Origin of the sequence: Acinetobacter sp. YH12235, from assembly GCF_013417705.1 — a bacterium.
GTDB lineage: Bacteria > Pseudomonadota > Gammaproteobacteria > Pseudomonadales > Moraxellaceae > Acinetobacter.
In genome coordinates this window covers 64,654-81,590 of sequence record NZ_VPDL01000010.1, presented here as the reverse complement: position 1 = coordinate 81,590, position 16,937 = coordinate 64,654, and the positions used below count along the sequence as shown (strand labels likewise).

Sequence of the window (16,937 nt, the reverse complement as noted above, 5' to 3'; positions counted from 1 at the left end):
GGCCGGTTTAATTAAGCATCTACATAGTCCATATAAAACTGATCAAGCTATGCGTCTGCTGAAATAATAGGGTTATTGAGCTAATTGCTGATCCACATATGTGGTCATCAGCTTGAATACTTCATCGATATTCAAATCTGAACTATCGATAATGTACGCATCAGCAGCAGGTTTGAGCGGAGCGACAGTGCGTTCCATATCTCGTTTATCCCGTGCTTCGATATTAGCTAAAATGTCGTTTATTTTAACATCCAGCCCCATACCCTGCAACTGCTTTACACGTCTTTGCGCACGGGATTCAGCCGAAGCTGTCAAATAAATCTTGGCTTGTGCATCTGGGAAGATACTGGTCGCCATATCGCGGCCATCTGCCACTAGACCAGGAGCTTGAGCAAAAGCATGTTGACGGGCCACCAGAGCAGTTCTAAGTTCAGGAATTGCAGCAACTTTTGACGCATACTCACCGACCCGTTCGGTACGGATAGTTTGGGAGACATCTTCACCATTCAGCCATACCTGAACACCTGATTCAGTGCTGACAAATTGGATATCCAAATTTGTTGCAATTTGTACGCATTCAGCCAGTTTAGTATCCAGTTCATCGAGTAAATTATGGTGATGCAATGACAGTCCTAATAAACGATACAAAGCCCCTGAATCCAGTAAATGAAAATGGTAATGTGCTGCCAGTTTTGCAGCCAGTGTGCCTTTGCCAGATCCACTTGGACCATCAATGGTAATAATTTGAACTGTCATTACTTTCCCGTTATTTATACAGATTTTGCAAGTTTTGCGAGGCCTAGTTTAATCCCTGTCTTGAGCTGTGCAAGAATTAATTTACTGACAAATGGAAGACGTGCCTGCAATTCTATCGTATAAGTCACCAGACTTTTGTTATCGTCCAATGCTTCAAACGCAATAATACCCAAATGATGTTTAATCAAAGGATTTTTTACGATCTTGTATTCAATACGGGAGTTCGGCTCTAGCAAGGTAATTTGCTCTTTTAGCGGCTTGACTGGACCTAAACCCATGCTACGCACAGAACCCACACCATCTGGGCGCTCAGGGTCTGCCGAATCCTTAATCCGTTCCACCTGCATTGGTGCAAAAGCCACGTTATAAGCATCGTGTTTAGACAGCAATTCAAAAACCTTATCAATCGCTGCTGGGAATTCTTTTTTTACCTGAATCGCATTTTTCATTTTTCTTTTTCCTGAAAATAAATGATTTTAAAGTGAGCAAAGTTTAACGAATTAGATTCGATTTATTTATGAGCATTCAGTAATTTTTCTTGCAATTTCAGCTGGCGTTTCTGTTCACGGCGTAACTTGAAAAATGCACTCAACTGCTCAGCACATTGCTGCTGCATACAGCCCGAGTCAAATAGAAATACATGATTATAGTAACCAGTCTCAAAAAGCTTGCGTGCACTCACCAAAGAACCTGCTTTGGGCTCAGTTGTACCAAAGACGACCCGTGAAATACGCGAATGCACCAGTGCACCCACACACATGGTGCACGGTTCCAGAGTTACATAGAGGACAGCATCTTCAGGCAGGCGGTAGTTTTTCAGGTTCTGACAGGCTTCACGTAATGCTACGATTTCAGCATGGGCAGTCGGATCATTTAAAGAAATAGGCGCATTGTAGCCACGGCCAATGACCTGATTTTGACTGACAATCACCGCACCTACAGGAATTTCACCCTGCTCAGCAGCAAGTGCAGCCTGCTCATAAGCAAGCCGCATCCAGTATTCATCGGTAAATTGTGTTTCGGACATTCAGACTTAAATCACATCATAGTGCTTGAGTAGCTCATTCCAGCTTTCAATGGTGGTTACCGGTGGATTCTGAGACAGAATGCCTTTCAGGCTTAAATCACTACCCTTTTGCCATTCTGGAGACAGATCTTTATCAACCAGTCGTGCACGTACACCTTCAACAAAATCAGGATGACGGATTTTCCAATCTGAAATCTGGGTTTCCAGTTCAAAAATTTCATTCCATGAATGAACCTGTTTACCCCATTGCCATAATAACCAGCTTAGAGCAGCGGTTGCAGGTGAACCTTTTTGCAGGTTTTCGCTGGCCTGACGCAACCAGTCACTGCGCGCATCACTTAAACCAATAATCGATTCATAATCGTGCTCGAAGTTTACGCCACGACATACACTGTGGATTACATCCAGTGAGTTTTGCAAAGGACCCGGGCCTACCGGACGGTGCATGCTGTTCAAGGTGTCATCAATCGCACGGAAATCCCCAGCTGGATAATGTTCCCAGTCTATATTTACGACCTTATCTAATACTGAATCACGCTGTGCATCACAGATATGAGTCGCCCAGCCAATACCGTAAGCACCCGCAGCAGTCATAATGGAACCCGTTAAACCTGTAAACAGGCCAATCGCTCCACGGTCTGCTAGGAAGCGGGTCGCACCCACATCTGGATATAAACCAATATTAATCTCAGGCATGGCCAGACGTGAATACGGCGTCACCAAACGGAATGGAGCCGCCATAAACAGGCCTAAACCACCACCCATAACATAACCTTCACCCCACACCAATACCGGCTTGGCATAGTTATGCAGCAATAGATCTAGCGCATATTCCTGTTCAAAAAACTTATTAGCGGTTGCCACTTCATCATTAATTACTAACTGACGCAGCTTACGTACATCGCCACCGGCACAAAATGCTTTCGGGGTAGTTGAATCCAGCCAGATCGCTTTTACGCTATCATCTGTATGAAAGTCCTGAAAAACTTCCAGTAGTGCAGAAACCAGAGATTCATCTAAAGCGTGTAATGATTTTGGACGATTCAGGCGTACAATGCGCCAGCCATTGTTGGCTTGTTCAACAATCAGGTCCGGATGGTAAGGTTTAGTTACAGGAGAATAAGTCATGCGTCCAGCTGCCAATCTATAGGCTCAATGCCATGTTGTTTGAGATAATTATTCGTTTTCGAAAAAACTTTACAACCAAAAAAACCACCCCGGTTTGCTGACAAAGGCGAAGGATGTGCTGCCTTTAAGACCAGGTGTTTATTTTGATCAATGCGCTGTCCTTTACGCTGTGCGTATGCGCCCCAAAGAATAAAAACGATATGCTCACGTTGTTCATTCAATACATCAATGACGTGATCTGTGAATTCTTCCCAACCACGTTTCTGATGTGAAGTTGGCTGTGCTGCCTCTACGGTCAGTACAGCGTTGAGCAGAAGTACACCTTGTTCCGCCCAATGAGTTAAATCACCATGTTTAGGGATTTTTACGCCTAAATCATTATGTAACTCATGAAAAATATTACGTAAAGATGGAGGTAATGCAACCCCTTTTTGCACCGAGAAGCTTAAACCATGCGCCTGATTCGGACCATGATAAGGATCCTGACCAATAATCACCACTTTAACCCGGTCTAATGGCGTCGTATTCAAAGCATTAAAAATCAGGTGATTCGGTGGATAAATCACCTTGTCTGCTTTTTTTTCTTCAATTAAAAACGTTTTTAACGCATCCATTTTTGGACTCAATAAAAACTCACTGAGTCCATATTTCCAGCTGTCATCTAACTGAACTTTATTCAGTTTCGCAATTTGCTGTTCATTTAAAGACATGCTTCAATCCTAAATCTATGTCAGTCTGCGTTTATATTCGAATTTTTAAGGCTGGACTTGCAGATCCACAGCCGGATTATGAAATGGAAGACCCTGTTTCAGTTTCGCAAACATCTCTGGATCTGTCCATTCTGCACGCACCTGCTCCGAGAATTCAATCTGTTCCAGGCTAAGTGGACCCATCTGTGTATTTTGAATATCTTCCAGGAAGCTTTGCGCATAGCCGGTATCAGTTTCATGGACAATTACAGAGTAAACTTCAACATCGCCTTCACCATTCTGAGTAATGGTGGATGCCAACACCTGTTGAGCCAGAAAGAAGAAAATACGTGAAAACTGTTCTGCAGATGGCGAAACCGGCAAAGATACCCAGCGCGCGCTAAAATTCTTGCATGCTTGAATATATTCAGGATCATCTTTTTGCCAAAAGCAGATCGCATGGTCAAAAGAATCAAAGAAATCCTTAATCACCCCTTTGAGCAGACCAAAATCATATACCATCTGACCATGATCCAACTTCGACGCTTTCAGCAATAACTCAACTTTATAACTGTGACCATGAATCGAACGTTTGCAGCGATCCGAGGTGCAGTTACGCACAATATGAGCATTTTCAAACTTAAATAACTTACGAATTAACATATGCCGTAATGTCGTCAAAAAATAGGTGAATTAATTTCAATTATAAAGCAAAAGTAAACCTATGAGGATTAATTTTGCAGTTCGTCATGATAGGGAAAAGGGATTAAAGCGAAAACAGATTAAATTCAAGAAATGAGAGCATCCTTAAATGGCGGTATTTTAAAAAGGCGCCATGCTTCGATAGGCAACATAAACCTTCTTGTCCTGCCGCACCAGATCACTACTAAACTGACGTTTACGTTCACTCAGCATCACTTCGATACGTGCTTTAAAGTGATTGGATTGCACTCCAAGCAGGTTATTAAACAGGTTGTGTTTGGCTGCATCCACCTGAGCAAAGGGTTCTAGTGTCCAGAGATCAGCCACATTGGAAAAATATTCCAGATTTGCCTGACGGCGATCCAGCAATTGCTGCACCGTATTCACATCCAGCTTTTCATCCATGCTCGCCAAAAGAAATGCAGATGCGGTATTAATATTGACCATAGTATCTGCTACAGGCGCAGTACTGAGATAAGGTGCAATTAGTTTGTACTTATTTTCTTCAAAGCCTCGTACCAGTTTCAGCTCTTCAACGCTATGAAATTTGGCATTCGGAGGTAGAGAACCATTCGGCAAGCCCTGATAATAATTAGATTCTGCACCCATTGGGCCACTTGGCATTTCATCTTCATCCTGCCAGTCAATCACAGCTTCACTCAACTGCTCTGGCAATCCAGCACGTTTTAATATCAGCTCGAACCAGGCTTTAGCATTTTCATTCACCGTGCCTTCTGCTGTAATCAGGCTATTTAAATTAAACTTACCTGACTCATCTTGCAGTATTCCCGAGACATAACCATCTTCAACCGGAAAAGCCGGCATTGGCTGCGCCCAGGTTTCATTTAAATGATCAACTTCCGCTGCATTCTCTGCGTCATCGACCAGCAATTCAGAAAAAAACGCTTCAGCACTTTTGGCATACATCAAAGACTGGTTTTGTCGCATTAAATAGGCGGTGCTTTCAGCAGTTGCGGCCTGACGTTTAGCAATAGTCGCAGCCAAAATAGTTGCAAGTGCCACCATCACTAGAATGGTAATCAGAGCAATCCCCTTCTGCTGTTTGATCATCATTGCTTTGTTCATCTGCATTTTATTATTCTTTGTCAGGTTAACTTTTGGGTTTCAAGCAGGAAATCTGTATTCAATAAACTGAAAATCCACTCATAACTGACCCCATTAACCATTAAGTTAATTTTAATGCCTTTGGGTAAACGCTGTTTTTGCTCAATCTGATTTAAATCAAAAGATGAGTCTGGCCATTGGGTCATTTCATTTGGATTAAGTACTACGATCTGAAACTGCTCAACCTCGGACAACAACACACTGGATTCAGGTTGATCACGCCCGGTCTGGTTTAAATTCCGGTATTTCAGGCGATAGAGTTTTTGTTCATCTGCCCGGTACTGATATTCAACCCGTTCATCTGGAGAAATCCCCTCTTCCAGAGGATCGGTGACTCCAGTCTTACTAAAGTTAAAACGTCCGTTTTGCAAAACCAGTGCCGGCTGAATATCACCATTAATATTGGCCGTTAAAGGCACCGCCTGCACCGTATCACGCAAGATCTGCTGATAAGTATCTTGCAACTGACTTAAGCGCTGTTCATGCACTGCATTACGGTCTTTGGTTTGTACAATATAATCAAATACTTTCCAGCCTAGAGCAGAGAGTACGGCGAAAATAGCAATAGCAACCAGTAGTTCGACCAGCGTAAATCCCTTAGACTTCATGGCGCTTCATTCATCCGGTGATTAAAGAACATCAAGCTGCTAATTCCATTTTCTGCCTGACCGGTTTCAGTGTTGACCAGACTCACCTGTAATTCAATGCGTTGTACATTAGGACTTACAGTGGGTTCACTGCGCTTATCAATTTGCCAGGTTTCGCCCTGTTGAGTGAGTTGTTTAGATTCTGTACCAGTAAGCCACTGCTGATTAATTTCCATCAGTGCCGCTTCATTCAAGGCAACAAACTGGGCTTGGGTTCTCAAAATGGCATTCGAAGTCGATTGGGTATATTGCATAGCAACTTTAGTCAGGGTCATGGCTGCTGTGGCAAAGATCGCCAGCGCGACCATCACTTCCAGCAAGGTAAATCCTGAGGCACGATTAAGTCGAGTAATCCTCGACCTGAGCGGCATTATCGCGCAAAAAAGTCCGAAAGCTGTGCTTGAGGAGCCGCGATGAGTGAAACGCTGTTTCACCGCTGCGCAAGACGAAGAGCTATACTCGGATTGCGCACGATCAGCATTTGACTTAAATGGCTTGATTACATCAGCTCCGGCACTCTGCTTGAAAACCCTAGCTTTCATGGACTTTACCCAAGTGATCAATTTCAATCGGATTGCCTACTTCACGATCTTCCAGATAGAACTGAATTCTGACCGGTTTAACTTCACCATTGCCTAACCAGATCAGCTTGGGTGCATTGGCTTCAGTAAGATCCCGATTTTGGGCATTATTATAACGCTGCTCTAAAGACTGAATCCGGAAAGAGACCTGCTCCGGTAAACTGCGCAGATTAAACTCCACATAATTTTGCCATTTCTGCTGATTTAAAGTCGATTCTGCCTGATTAGGTGAACGATATTCCACGATCCCGTAGCGAAATGGTGAAACATCAGTGGCAGCCTGAACATCAAGCGCAAGAATACGGGATTGATCATTAGCTTCCCGCAAGATTCTTTGCAAATCCAGTAACAGGACTTCTCGTGCCTGCATTGCCTTGCGCTGATCTACTCCACCAATATTCAATACAACTAGTGATGCCATAATACTCATAATCACAATCACCACCATCACTTCGATTAGAGTGAATCCACGAATGGAGGCGTGATGTGATCTGATCATAGGCAACTCTTAGGCGAACTGCTCGGCAGGATGGACCTGTTTCGGTAAAGCTAAAGCTTGATCAATAAGGGCAACGCGCAAGGTATCGCGTGAACCGAGATAGCGCTGATAAAAACTGGAGTTCAGAATCGCAGCTGCACCATGGGTCATCGACCAAATTGAGGCCAGATAATCACGCACCGACATGCTGCTATTGATTGAAGCCAAATAGCTTTCAGTCATACGGATAATCAAACGTAAGCGCTGTTTGCGCACCTGATAAAGTTCGCTAAACAGGTGCTGAATTCCAACACCTGTTGTAGAAAGACGTTCTTCAATCTGATGAAAAAGGACAGTACGTTCAGGGTGATGCAGATGATGCAACATAAAGAATGCCAGATGTTCAGGAAAAGCCTTATCACTATCCTGGATCATTTCCAGCAACATGCGCTCATTACGGATAATCAGCAATATGTACAATTCATCTTTACTCTGGAAATGCTTATAAAGAGTGCCTTTGGCCAGATCCAGTTCTGCTGCCAGTGCATCCAGGGTCATCCCTGCTTCACCATTTCCTAGCAGTAACTGTTCTGCAACTTGAAAAATCAAGGTTTCTCTTGCTCGAAACTGAGCCTGACGATCCATCTTCACCCTATAACTCTCTTGTACTCTTATCTAACTTTACTTACTTTGAATTCAGAAGATTCTCAAAGTTCTGCTTTGTGATATAAGCCATTTCTTCTAGCGACTTATCATATACATCGCAAAGCGCTTTGGCTACATAAGGAACGTATTTTGGTTCATTAGATTTGCCACGATATGGCATTGGAGCAAGGTAAGGACTATCCGTTTCGATTAAAACCCGATCAAGTGGAACCTGTTTGGCCACGTCACGCAAATCCTGGGCATTTTTAAAAGAAACAATACCGGAGAAAGACACATAGTAACCGCAGTCTAAAACAGCTTTAGCGGTTTCCCAGTCTTCGGTAAAACAGTGCAAAATGCCATGGGTAGATTTCTCTGCACGGATAATATCAACAGTATCGTGCTTGGCAGAACGGGTATGCACGACGACAGGTTTTTTCACAATTTGTGAGGCATGGATATGACGGGCAAAACAGTCTTTTTGCTCGGCAATAAAATCGGTGCTGTGATAATAATCGAGCCCCGTTTCACCCAGCGCCCAGACTTTTTCTGGCTGTGCCAGTTCAACCAGATATTCAGTAGTCGCACGCGCCATCGTTGCCGCATCTTCGCAAGGATGTACACCGACGGTATAACCGACATCAGGATGACGGGCCGCGATTTTAGCCAACTCGATATGATCATCCAGATCCACCGAGATACTCATAAACTTGGATACGCCTGCTTCACGGGCCTGAGCGAGCGCCTGATCCAGATCACCGTTATAAGGTGTTAAATCAAGCAGCGTTAAATGGCAATGAGTATCTACAAACACAATGAGTTCCTACCAAAGGTAAATTAACTACATAGTGTAACTTTTACGTCCATCAGATTTAAGACCCGCAACCAGACGATCTGCTTCATTTTTGAAGAAAACGCCTTTTTCACCGGTGAGCTGAATCCCAAAACCTTGTGGCTTGATGCCATTCTGCTTTTGAGATATCCAGATTACTTTTCCGGTTAATGGAATTTTCTGCGTCTGTTCAGGTAAAGTCGTCAAAACAAAAACTTCTTCACCTAATTTTACTGGCTGCTTGGAAGGAATAAAAAGTCCACCACCTACAACATATGGCATATAACTGGCAAATAACGTTTCAATATCCGGAATATTAGCCTGAATAATACCGCCCATACGTGGTTGCATCTTGTTTTCCCCTTAAACTAAAGATTCATCAGCTTGATACACAATTCATCGAGCACCAGATTACTTTGTACGTTCTGCTCAAGATATTGTTTGGCTCGCTGAAAATCCTCATAAATTTTAAAAAGTGTTTCCAATGAATATTGTTCGGCCAATACATTAAAGTCCAGATCAATGTTTTTTACGGCCTGATTTAGCTTGACACAAATTAAATCGGACAACAAGTATTCAAACATTTGACCAAATTCACCAAAACTCAGGCTTTTATTCCATTTGGTCGCAATTGCCATTGGCATATTTTTTTGAATGACCAGTTTTTTCCAGTCTTCCATGAATTCCTGACGTAATGGCAACCAGGAACTTTGTGCAACCTCAATCGCTTGCAAAGGCATCTGATTGGATAAATTCATTAATAGCTGCTGCTGGCTCGAACCTGCTTCAGGTAACTGCGCCTCTACATATTCACTAAATTGCGCTGATGAAATCCGGTCTAAAGCAAAATGCTGTAAACGGCTGCGAATAGTTGCAGGCAATTTCAGATAATGATCCGCAAGCAGAATAATGACAATATTTTCACCCGGTTCTTCCAGAGTTTTCAGCAAGGCATTAGAAGAAGCAATATTTAATGCTTCAGCGGGTTCAATGACAATGACACGCCAGCCATCGACGGTCTGCTGTACAAAAGGCAGAAGATCACGGATCTTTTCAATTTTAATTTTGGCATTCTGTTTTTTATTGTCTTCATCAGTGCCGATATAGACGTAATTCGGATGGGTATCCGCTTTCAGCCACTGACAACTGCCACACTCACCGCATGGCCCCTTAGGCTGACGGTTCAGGCATAAAACCCAGGCCAGAAACTGCTGGGCAAAGGCTTCTTTACCACAGCCTTTTTTTCCATAGAACAATAAACCATGCCCAAGCTTAGGAAAACGCCCGGTTAGCGTTTCCCAAACCTGTTGCTGCCATGGATAAATCTGTGCATTGACATCAAGCGGCATGGAGAATTCTCAAATTAAGCAAAAGAAGATGGATCCATCTGGTTCAAGCGATCCAGATCTTCCTGCGTATCGACACCTGGCGGTAAATTGGCTTCTGCCACAGCAATGGCAATACGGTGACCATTTTCCAGGACACGTAACTGTTCTAAAGATTCCAGTTTTTCCAGCACACCCATTTCCCAAGTCACATATTCCTGTAATAGTTTCACGCGGTAAGCATATAAGCCCAAATGGCGATAAGCCTGATCATGCAGTTTCTGTTCAGCCAGCTTGGCACCATCACGGTCATAAGGAATCGTAGCACGACTAAAATACAATGCCTGATTGTGCTTAGACATCACAACCTTAACAATGCTGTCACGCTTGAATTCCTCTAAATGATGAATTGGCTCACACAGAGTCGACATTGAGCAAGCCGGTTGATCTTCTAAGAGTTGCGCGACCTGTTTAACTAACTGAGCTGGCAATAAAGGTTCATCACCCTGTACATTCACAATAATGTCATCACTCGCCCAGCCCTTGATTCGAGCTACCTCGCTTAGACGATCGGTACCTGATGGATGATCTGCTGAAGTCAGGACCACATCAACACCTTCAGCACGGCAAACTTCGGCAATACGTTCATCATCTGTTGCCACACACAGGTCATCAAAGCCCTGTACTTTTTTGGCCTGATCCACGACACGCAGAATCATCGGACGACCATGGATTTCCAGCAAAGGTTTACCCGGCAAACGTGAACTGGAGAAGCGTGCAGGAATAACTATATGTTTCATCGTAAATAAACCTTAGGAAATAGAAATACCCTGTTGCTCTAATTGCTGCTGCAATATTGTATAACAGGCAGGTGACAAGACTGCATCGACCGGCACCACCCAGATATCCCGCTGATAATCTGGATACTGTTTGAGTAATGCCATAATTTTAACTGCATCTTTTTCAGTAGTAATGATCGGACTATTGTCATCGAATTGCAGATCTTCAATTTCATAATCATGATGATCTGGAAATTCATGACACTGAAATTGCTGCAGCCCCAGATGTTCTAGTGTTTGATAAAAACGCTGTGGAAAACCGATGCCGACTACTGCATAGAAAGCCGCAGTTGGATCAAAGCTTTTGATAACATCCTGATTTAATAAATACGGCTGAGAGGCTGCAAGATGCATATGCAAAGGCGAAACTGGATTTGCTGCATGTTCAATCACGGTACCTTTTTCCAACCGGGTAACGGGTTCACGCAGATAACCTTCTGGTAAAAGTTTCTGGTTGCCCAAGCCTCGGTTATTATCCAGCACAATCCATTCAATCTGACGATTTAAAGCCCAGTGCTGCAAACCGTCATCACAAATAATTAAATCCAGTGCATGCTTTTCTAGCAGAAGCTCAATGCTCTTTTGACGATTTGGCCCTACAGCCATCGGCACACCAGTCGCTTGGACAATTAAGGCTGGTTCATCACCTACCACTTCAGGCAAGGTATTTAAATCTACATAAGCAGGAAAAGGACCTTTACCACCATAACCTCGACTGATTACACCAATCCGTAGGCCTTTTTCAGTGAGGTAATCCACCAGATGAATCAGTAAAGGTGTTTTACCACTCCCACCTACGGTAATATTTCCAATCACCATTACTGGAATAGGTGCGGTATAGCTTTTTTTAATCCCTTTACGGTAAAGCCAGTGGTTACTGACAAAACCCAAGCGGTAAAGCCAGGACAAAGGACGCAGCACAACCAGCCACTTTGCCTGTGTATTCCAAGCATCCTGAATGATCTGTGCCAAAGCCATGACTTAATGTTCCTCGAAATTACGTTGGTGCAGCTGATAATAAGCACCTTGACGTGCAATCAGCTCAGCATGATTACCCTGCTCTATAATACGACCTTGATCCATTACTACAATGCGGTCGGCATTTTCAATTGTTGATAGACGGTGGGCAATCACAATCGTAGTCCGATCTCGCATCGCCTGATCAAAGGCACGCTGAATAAAGTATTCAGATTCATTATCCAGCGCACTGGTCGCTTCATCCAGAATCAGAATCGGTGCATTTTTCAGAATAGCACGGGCGATCGCAATACGCTGACGCTGACCACCTGACAGATTCAGACCTTGAGCACCTAGTGGCGTATCATAACCTTGTGGCAAGGCCATAATGAAATCATGTGCATAGGCAGCTTTTGCCGCTGCAATGATTTCTTCATCACTCGCATTTTCTAGCTGGCCATAAGCAATATTTTCACGAACAGTACGGTTAAACAGCACTACCTGCTGGTTTACCATCGCGATCTGGGTACGTAAAGCAGTCAACTCATAATCAGTAATCGGTTTTTGATCCAGTAAAATTTGCCCGGATGAAGTTTCCTGATAACGTACCAACAGATTCACCAGCGAGGTTTTACCTGCTCCTGAACGCCCAACCAATGCTACAGTCTCGCCCGCTTTCACTTCTAGGTTAAAGTCATGAATCGCATGGTGACCATCACCATAAACCAGATTGACATCTTTAAATTGAATGTTGCCTTTTAAGGCATCATTGAGTTTGCCGGTATTATGCTCTTCAGGCATATCTAGCAATTCAAACACAGAATGTGCGGCCGCCATACCACGCTGAATTTTTTCATTCACATCAGTTAATGTCTTGATTGGTCGCGCCAACATGCCAGCAGCTGTAATATAAGCAACAAATTCACCCGCAGTCGTATCTCCCAAAATTTGTGGGCGCAATGCAATATACATCACGATACTGAGTGAAACTGACATGATCAGCTGTACCACTGGACTGTTCAGCTGCTGTACTGCCACCATTTTCAAGCCACGGCGTAGATTTTCCAAAGAATTCTGTTTAAAGCGTTCCTGCTCATAAATCTGACCACCAAAACCTTTGACAATCAGATTGGCATTTACCGTTTCCTGAACAACATGGTTCACATCACCCATAGTGTCCTGAACCTGTTGTGATAGCTTGCGCATCCGTTTTGAAGCTTTACTGATCACAAAACCAATCACGGGTCCAAAGATCAGAATACACATGGTTAAACGCCAGTTGGTATATAAAAGATATCCCAATAAGGCAATTGTGATCAGACCTTGCTGAATGATCGTTCTAAGTGCTTCAGTTGAGGCTGCGGTGAGCTGCTCAACGTTATACATAATTTTGGCCGTAATATGACCGCTGGTATTGTCCAGAAAATATTGCGCAGGCAAACGCAATATTTTGGCAAAGACTTCCTGACGAATATTAAATACCAGATTACGGGAGATGACCGCCGTATAATACCCACCGAGGAATAGGCCTAGCCCCCGGAAGAACATCAGTACTACCACTAAGAATGGGAAAAGTAAGGTGAAACCCTGGTCTCTGTTTTGTATCGCCTCAATGATATATTCCAGTAATTTGGCCACAGAAACTTCTGTCGCCGCATTCATAGAGAAACCAAGCAGGACAATTAAGGCTGTGCCCCAAAATGGTTTTAAATAGCTTAAAAGGCGAAGATAGACCTTAAAATCGTGCTTCACTAATAACCTCGAGTTGGTACTTTCGTACTGATGTTGACATTAACAAAGCCAAGTTGCCCTGCAACGTCCATGACACGAATAACATCCTGATGTGTCGCTTTTGCATCAGCGGCAATGACAAACATTAAATCACGACGTTCATTCGAAATCTGTTTAATTGCCGTATTTAAATCTGCTGCATCTTTACTGGCAATAGACTGACCATTCACGGCATAGTGGCCATTGGAATCCACAATCACTTCAATTTTCTGATCAAAATTCTTGGGCGGTACACCTTGCGCATCTGGAAGCGTCAGGTTCATTCGGCTCATCTGGTTAAACGTGGTTGAAAGCAGCAGAAAGACCAAAATAAATAGCAGGCAATCAATCATGGGCGTCAGATTGATATGTACATCTTCCACCTGGTTACGTTTAAATTTCATGCCCCTGCTCCTAGCTTGCTTTCTTGATGCGTTCTTCTACATCATCTGAAGCATTTAAATAGAACAGGTTGGCATGAAATAACGTTGCTTGCTGCTCAAGTTCCGCTACATATTCCTGAACCAGACGCTGGAAATAACGATGTGCAAATAAAGCAGGAATAGCAATCAGCATACCCGCTGCTGTCGTGATCAGTGCTTTGGAAATACCCGGCATCATTAATACTGGGTCACTATTAGTACCGACATCAATCATTAAAAATGATTCAATAATTCCAATCACTGTACCGAGCAAACCGAGTAGAGGTGCTACTGCACTCAAAGTACCCAGAAAATTAATATTCTTTTCCAGATAGCCAATTTCCTGTGAAGCTGCCACTTCCATCTGGGCACGAGCATATTGCTCAGACTGGTGACACGCTTCAAAACCAGCAGTAAATACACGACCCAAAGTACTGTTTTTCAAAGCTGAACTTTGTTGCAGCTTTTGCATAGCTTGGTCTGCATTTTGTGCAGGACCCATCAGAAGTGAGTTGGGCAGTACCAGACTCTTTTTTAAACGAATGAAGCGCTCGACCGAGATCGCTAGCATAAATATCGAACACAATACCAGCGGCAGCATCAACCAGCCGCCTGCTTTAACCAATTCCCACATCTGATTTATTCCCCAATAAAAACAAATTTTAAATTAATTATTCATCGCCCAGGATCGAAAGAATCCCGTCCAGCTCTTCTAAAGAATGATAGCTAATGACCAGCTTGCCTTTCCCTTGCTTGTTGTAGTCAATTTTAACATCCGCACTAAAGCGCTCAGACAGGCGCTGAGTCAACTGCTGAATGTCTGGCGCAATCGCTGCTTTTGGTTTTTCTGTTTTCGGTGCATTGTAGTCGCGTACCAACTGTTCGGTTTGGCGTACTGACAGACTCTTTTCAATGACCATCTCAGCAACTTTAAGCTGATCTTTAGCCTTCAAAGTCAGGATGGCACGTGCATGTCCCATATCCAGCAGGCCCTGCTGCATAAAGTCTTTTACTTCTTCAGCCAGAGTTAGCAGACGCAGTAGATTACTTACTGTAGTACGTGCCTTACCGACGGTATCGGCAATTTCCTGATGGCTTAAACCAAACTCGTCATGGAAACGCTGCAAAGCCATCGCCTGATCAATCGGGTTCAGGTCCTGACGCTGAATGTTTTCGATTAAAGCTAATGCAATTGCGACCTGATCATTCAGCTCACGCACAATCGCAGGAACTTCAGTCAGACCTGCTAACTGTGCCGCACGCCAGCGACGCTCACCGGCAATAATCTCGTATGGATAGCGTTCATCATCGACCGGACGGATCACGATTGGCTGCATGATGCCATGCTTCTCAATCGATGCGGCCAGTTCCTGCAGATCCTGCTCATTGATATAACGACGTGGCTGATATTCACCACGTTTCAGCAGATTGACATCAATCTGTTTCAACTGACCATGATCAAGACCTTGTGCTTCGAGTTGTAATTTTTCTTTTTGAATTGATCCCAGCAAGGCATCTAAACCACGACCTTTGGCGAGTCCACGTTTCTTGACGGTCATGCTTTACTTCCTTTTTTCACTTTGCTTTTCTTTAATACTTCAGCTGCCAGATTTAAGTAAGCAACTGCACCCTTTGAACTTTTTTCAAAATAAATAACCGGTAGACCATGTGCCGGCGCTTCAGCTAGACGGATATTACGTGGAATCACGGTTTCATAAAGTTTTTTACCAAAATATTGCTCTAACTCTTCTGAAACATCACGGGTCAAGGCATTTCGAGCATCATACATGGTACGCAATACACCCACGATCTGCAGGTCTGGATTAAGTGCTTGCTGAATGCGGTCAATGGTTTGTGTCAGATCAGCCAGGCCTTCGAGAGCATAATATTCGCATTGCATCGGAATAATCACGCCATCCACTGCTGCCAGTGCATTCACGGTAATCAAGCTTAAGCTTGGTGCACAATCAACAATGATATAGTCGAATGAGGATTCAATTTCCTGCAAAGCTTCACGCAAAATAAATTCACGGCCTTTTTGCTCAGCAATCGCCAGCTCCACACCAGCCAGGTCACGGTTTGCCCCTAAAACCTTGTATCCAACTTCAGCCTTGGTGATCGCAGTTTCAATCGGCACTTCACCCAGCAATACATCAGTCACTGAATACAGCAGGTCATTTTTCTGAATCCCCGACCCCATGGTCGCATTTCCCTGAGAATCCATATCCACAAGCAAAACGCGTTTTTTTAGCACAGCGAGAGATGCCGCCAAATTTACTGCGGTTGTGGTTTTACCGACACCACCTTTCTGGTTGGCAATCGCAATAATTTGTGCCATGTTGACCCCGATCCTTCAAAAATTTTAAATACGTTTTAATAGAAGTAAATGACGTTGTTCGTCCAAGCGCGGAACCTTCAGTTCAATAATCTGACAGCTAAATTCATCTTTTAATGCTGCCACTTCCTCTTCAGGAATCAAACCTTTCATGGAAGCAATAATACTCTGCTCATGCATATACGGTTTAGACGCATTCACAAAATCTGTCAATGAAGCAAATGCACGACTGGTAATCACATCAAACTGACCCAGCTCATTGATACTGTCTTCATTTTCCACACGGGTTTGTACTGCAATGACATTTTTTAATTTTAGGTCTGCAATAAACTGCTTGAGGAAACGAATTTTTTTACCATTTGAATCCAGTAGTACGCAATCACGCTCAGGCTGACATAAAGCAATGATCATGCCCGGCATACCACCACCAGTCCCAATGTCGAGCAAACGACCTGCAGGCAAATCCTTTAGAATGCTTAGACTGTCAAGCAGATGCTTAACTAGCATTTCCTTAGGATCACGGATTGCAGTCAAATTGTATGCTTTATTCCACAGTACCAAAGCATCCTGGTACTTGAGTAATAAATTTAAAGCTTCATCCGACAGCTCTAAACCTAAAGCCTGGCTACCCTGCTTTAGTTCTTGAAAAAACGTGTGCATAAACAATCAACGCTCGAAA

General features: G+C 43.5%; 22 protein-coding genes. All 22 read right to left on the bottom strand.

What is annotated here, in order from left to right; translation table 11 throughout:
* Window positions 1-72: 72 nt before the first annotated feature.
* The 22 genes from cmk to rsmG all read right to left on the bottom strand — a co-directional run bounded on the left by cmk (window position 73) and on the right by rsmG (window position 16,918).
* Window positions 73-756, bottom strand: coding sequence for a (d)CMP kinase (gene cmk / locus FTV13_RS07190; protein WP_179992441.1), 684 nt, complete (start codon window positions 754-756; stop codon window positions 73-75).
* A gap of 14 nt (window positions 757-770) precedes the next feature.
* Window positions 771-1,205 (bottom strand): SRPBCC family protein, encoded by a 435-nt coding sequence (locus FTV13_RS07185; protein ID WP_180011512.1) that lies wholly within the window; start codon window positions 1,203-1,205, stop codon window positions 771-773.
* A 62-nt stretch (window positions 1,206-1,267) separates the two neighbouring features.
* The gene (gene tadA / locus FTV13_RS07180; RefSeq protein WP_180011510.1) at window positions 1,268-1,783 is read right to left on the bottom strand and encodes a tRNA adenosine(34) deaminase TadA; all 516 of its coding nucleotides are present in this window, start codon (window positions 1,781-1,783) and stop codon (window positions 1,268-1,270) included.
* A 6-nt stretch (window positions 1,784-1,789) separates the two neighbouring features.
* The gene (locus FTV13_RS07175; RefSeq protein WP_180011508.1) at window positions 1,790-2,911 is read right to left on the bottom strand and encodes an enoyl-CoA hydratase/isomerase family protein; all 1,122 of its coding nucleotides are present in this window, start codon (window positions 2,909-2,911) and stop codon (window positions 1,790-1,792) included.
* Window positions 2,908-3,621, bottom strand: a complete 714-nt coding sequence (gene ung, locus FTV13_RS07170; protein ID WP_004783992.1) for a uracil-DNA glycosylase — start codon at window positions 3,619-3,621, stop codon at window positions 2,908-2,910. The genes FTV13_RS07175 and ung overlap by 4 nt, the downstream gene beginning before the upstream one ends.
* Before the next feature lie 45 nt (window positions 3,622-3,666).
* Entirely contained in the window at window positions 3,667-4,263 is a 597-nt protein-coding gene (locus tag FTV13_RS07165) for a 6-carboxytetrahydropterin synthase (protein WP_180011506.1), read from the bottom strand.
* Between the two features lie 159 nt (window positions 4,264-4,422).
* A complete protein-coding gene (gene gspK, locus FTV13_RS07160) occupies window positions 4,423-5,394 on the bottom strand; it encodes a type II secretion system minor pseudopilin GspK (protein ID WP_180011504.1) in 972 nt (323 codons plus the stop codon).
* Window positions 5,395-5,408: 14 nt separating this feature from the next.
* Complete coding sequence (gene gspJ, locus FTV13_RS07155) at window positions 5,409-6,035, bottom strand: type II secretion system minor pseudopilin GspJ (RefSeq protein ID WP_166139440.1); 627 nt, start codon at window positions 6,033-6,035, stop codon at window positions 5,409-5,411.
* A complete protein-coding gene (gene gspI / locus FTV13_RS07150) occupies window positions 6,032-6,616 on the bottom strand; it encodes a type II secretion system minor pseudopilin GspI (RefSeq protein WP_171521873.1) in 585 nt (194 codons plus the stop codon). The genes gspJ and gspI overlap by 4 nt, the downstream gene beginning before the upstream one ends.
* Window positions 6,606-7,154, bottom strand: a complete 549-nt coding sequence (locus tag FTV13_RS07145; protein WP_179992436.1) for a Tfp pilus assembly protein FimT/FimU — start codon at window positions 7,152-7,154, stop codon at window positions 6,606-6,608. The genes gspI and FTV13_RS07145 overlap by 11 nt, the downstream gene beginning before the upstream one ends.
* Before the next feature lie 9 nt (window positions 7,155-7,163).
* Window positions 7,164-7,778: a TetR/AcrR family transcriptional regulator gene (locus FTV13_RS07140; protein ID WP_180011502.1), complete on the bottom strand. Its 615-nt coding sequence runs from the start codon at window positions 7,776-7,778 to the stop codon at window positions 7,164-7,166.
* Between the two features lie 40 nt (window positions 7,779-7,818).
* Window positions 7,819-8,592, bottom strand: coding sequence for a TatD family hydrolase (locus tag FTV13_RS07135; protein WP_004783999.1), 774 nt, complete (start codon window positions 8,590-8,592; stop codon window positions 7,819-7,821).
* 27 nt (window positions 8,593-8,619) lie between these two features.
* Window positions 8,620-8,961: a PilZ domain-containing protein gene (locus FTV13_RS07130; RefSeq protein ID WP_005236142.1), complete on the bottom strand. Its 342-nt coding sequence runs from the start codon at window positions 8,959-8,961 to the stop codon at window positions 8,620-8,622.
* 17 nt (window positions 8,962-8,978) lie between these two features.
* The gene (locus tag FTV13_RS07125) at window positions 8,979-9,959 is read right to left on the bottom strand and encodes a DNA polymerase III subunit delta' C-terminal domain-containing protein (protein WP_180011500.1); all 981 of its coding nucleotides are present in this window, start codon (window positions 9,957-9,959) and stop codon (window positions 8,979-8,981) included.
* 14 nt (window positions 9,960-9,973) lie between these two features.
* A complete protein-coding gene (gene kdsB, locus FTV13_RS07120; protein WP_104425952.1) occupies window positions 9,974-10,735 on the bottom strand; it encodes a 3-deoxy-manno-octulosonate cytidylyltransferase in 762 nt (253 codons plus the stop codon).
* A gap of 12 nt (window positions 10,736-10,747) precedes the next feature.
* A complete protein-coding gene (lpxK, locus tag FTV13_RS07115; RefSeq protein ID WP_125279030.1) occupies window positions 10,748-11,752 on the bottom strand; it encodes a tetraacyldisaccharide 4'-kinase in 1,005 nt (334 codons plus the stop codon).
* A 3-nt stretch (window positions 11,753-11,755) separates the two neighbouring features.
* Window positions 11,756-13,483 carry a lipid A export permease/ATP-binding protein MsbA gene (msbA, locus tag FTV13_RS07110; protein WP_166139429.1) on the bottom strand — a complete coding sequence of 576 codons (1,728 nt, stop codon included), beginning with the start codon at window positions 13,481-13,483 and terminating at the stop codon, window positions 11,756-11,758.
* Window positions 13,483-13,905 (bottom strand): biopolymer transporter ExbD, encoded by a 423-nt coding sequence (locus tag FTV13_RS07105; RefSeq protein ID WP_159124000.1) that lies wholly within the window; start codon window positions 13,903-13,905, stop codon window positions 13,483-13,485. The genes msbA and FTV13_RS07105 overlap by 1 nt, the downstream gene beginning before the upstream one ends.
* 10 nt (window positions 13,906-13,915) lie before the next feature.
* Window positions 13,916-14,557 carry a MotA/TolQ/ExbB proton channel family protein gene (locus FTV13_RS07100; protein ID WP_179992432.1) on the bottom strand — a complete coding sequence of 214 codons (642 nt, stop codon included), beginning with the start codon at window positions 14,555-14,557 and terminating at the stop codon, window positions 13,916-13,918.
* Window positions 14,558-14,594: 37 nt separating this feature from the next.
* Window positions 14,595-15,482, bottom strand: coding sequence for a ParB/RepB/Spo0J family partition protein (locus FTV13_RS07095; RefSeq protein ID WP_004784018.1), 888 nt, complete (start codon window positions 15,480-15,482; stop codon window positions 14,595-14,597).
* A complete protein-coding gene (locus FTV13_RS07090; RefSeq protein WP_004784019.1) occupies window positions 15,479-16,261 on the bottom strand; it encodes a ParA family protein in 783 nt (260 codons plus the stop codon). Before FTV13_RS07090 ends, FTV13_RS07095 begins: the two co-directional genes overlap by 4 nt.
* Before the next feature lie 24 nt (window positions 16,262-16,285).
* Window positions 16,286-16,918 carry a 16S rRNA (guanine(527)-N(7))-methyltransferase RsmG gene (gene rsmG, locus FTV13_RS07085; protein WP_166139427.1) on the bottom strand — a complete coding sequence of 211 codons (633 nt, stop codon included), beginning with the start codon at window positions 16,916-16,918 and terminating at the stop codon, window positions 16,286-16,288.
* Between the last annotated feature and the right edge of the window lie 19 nt (window positions 16,919-16,937).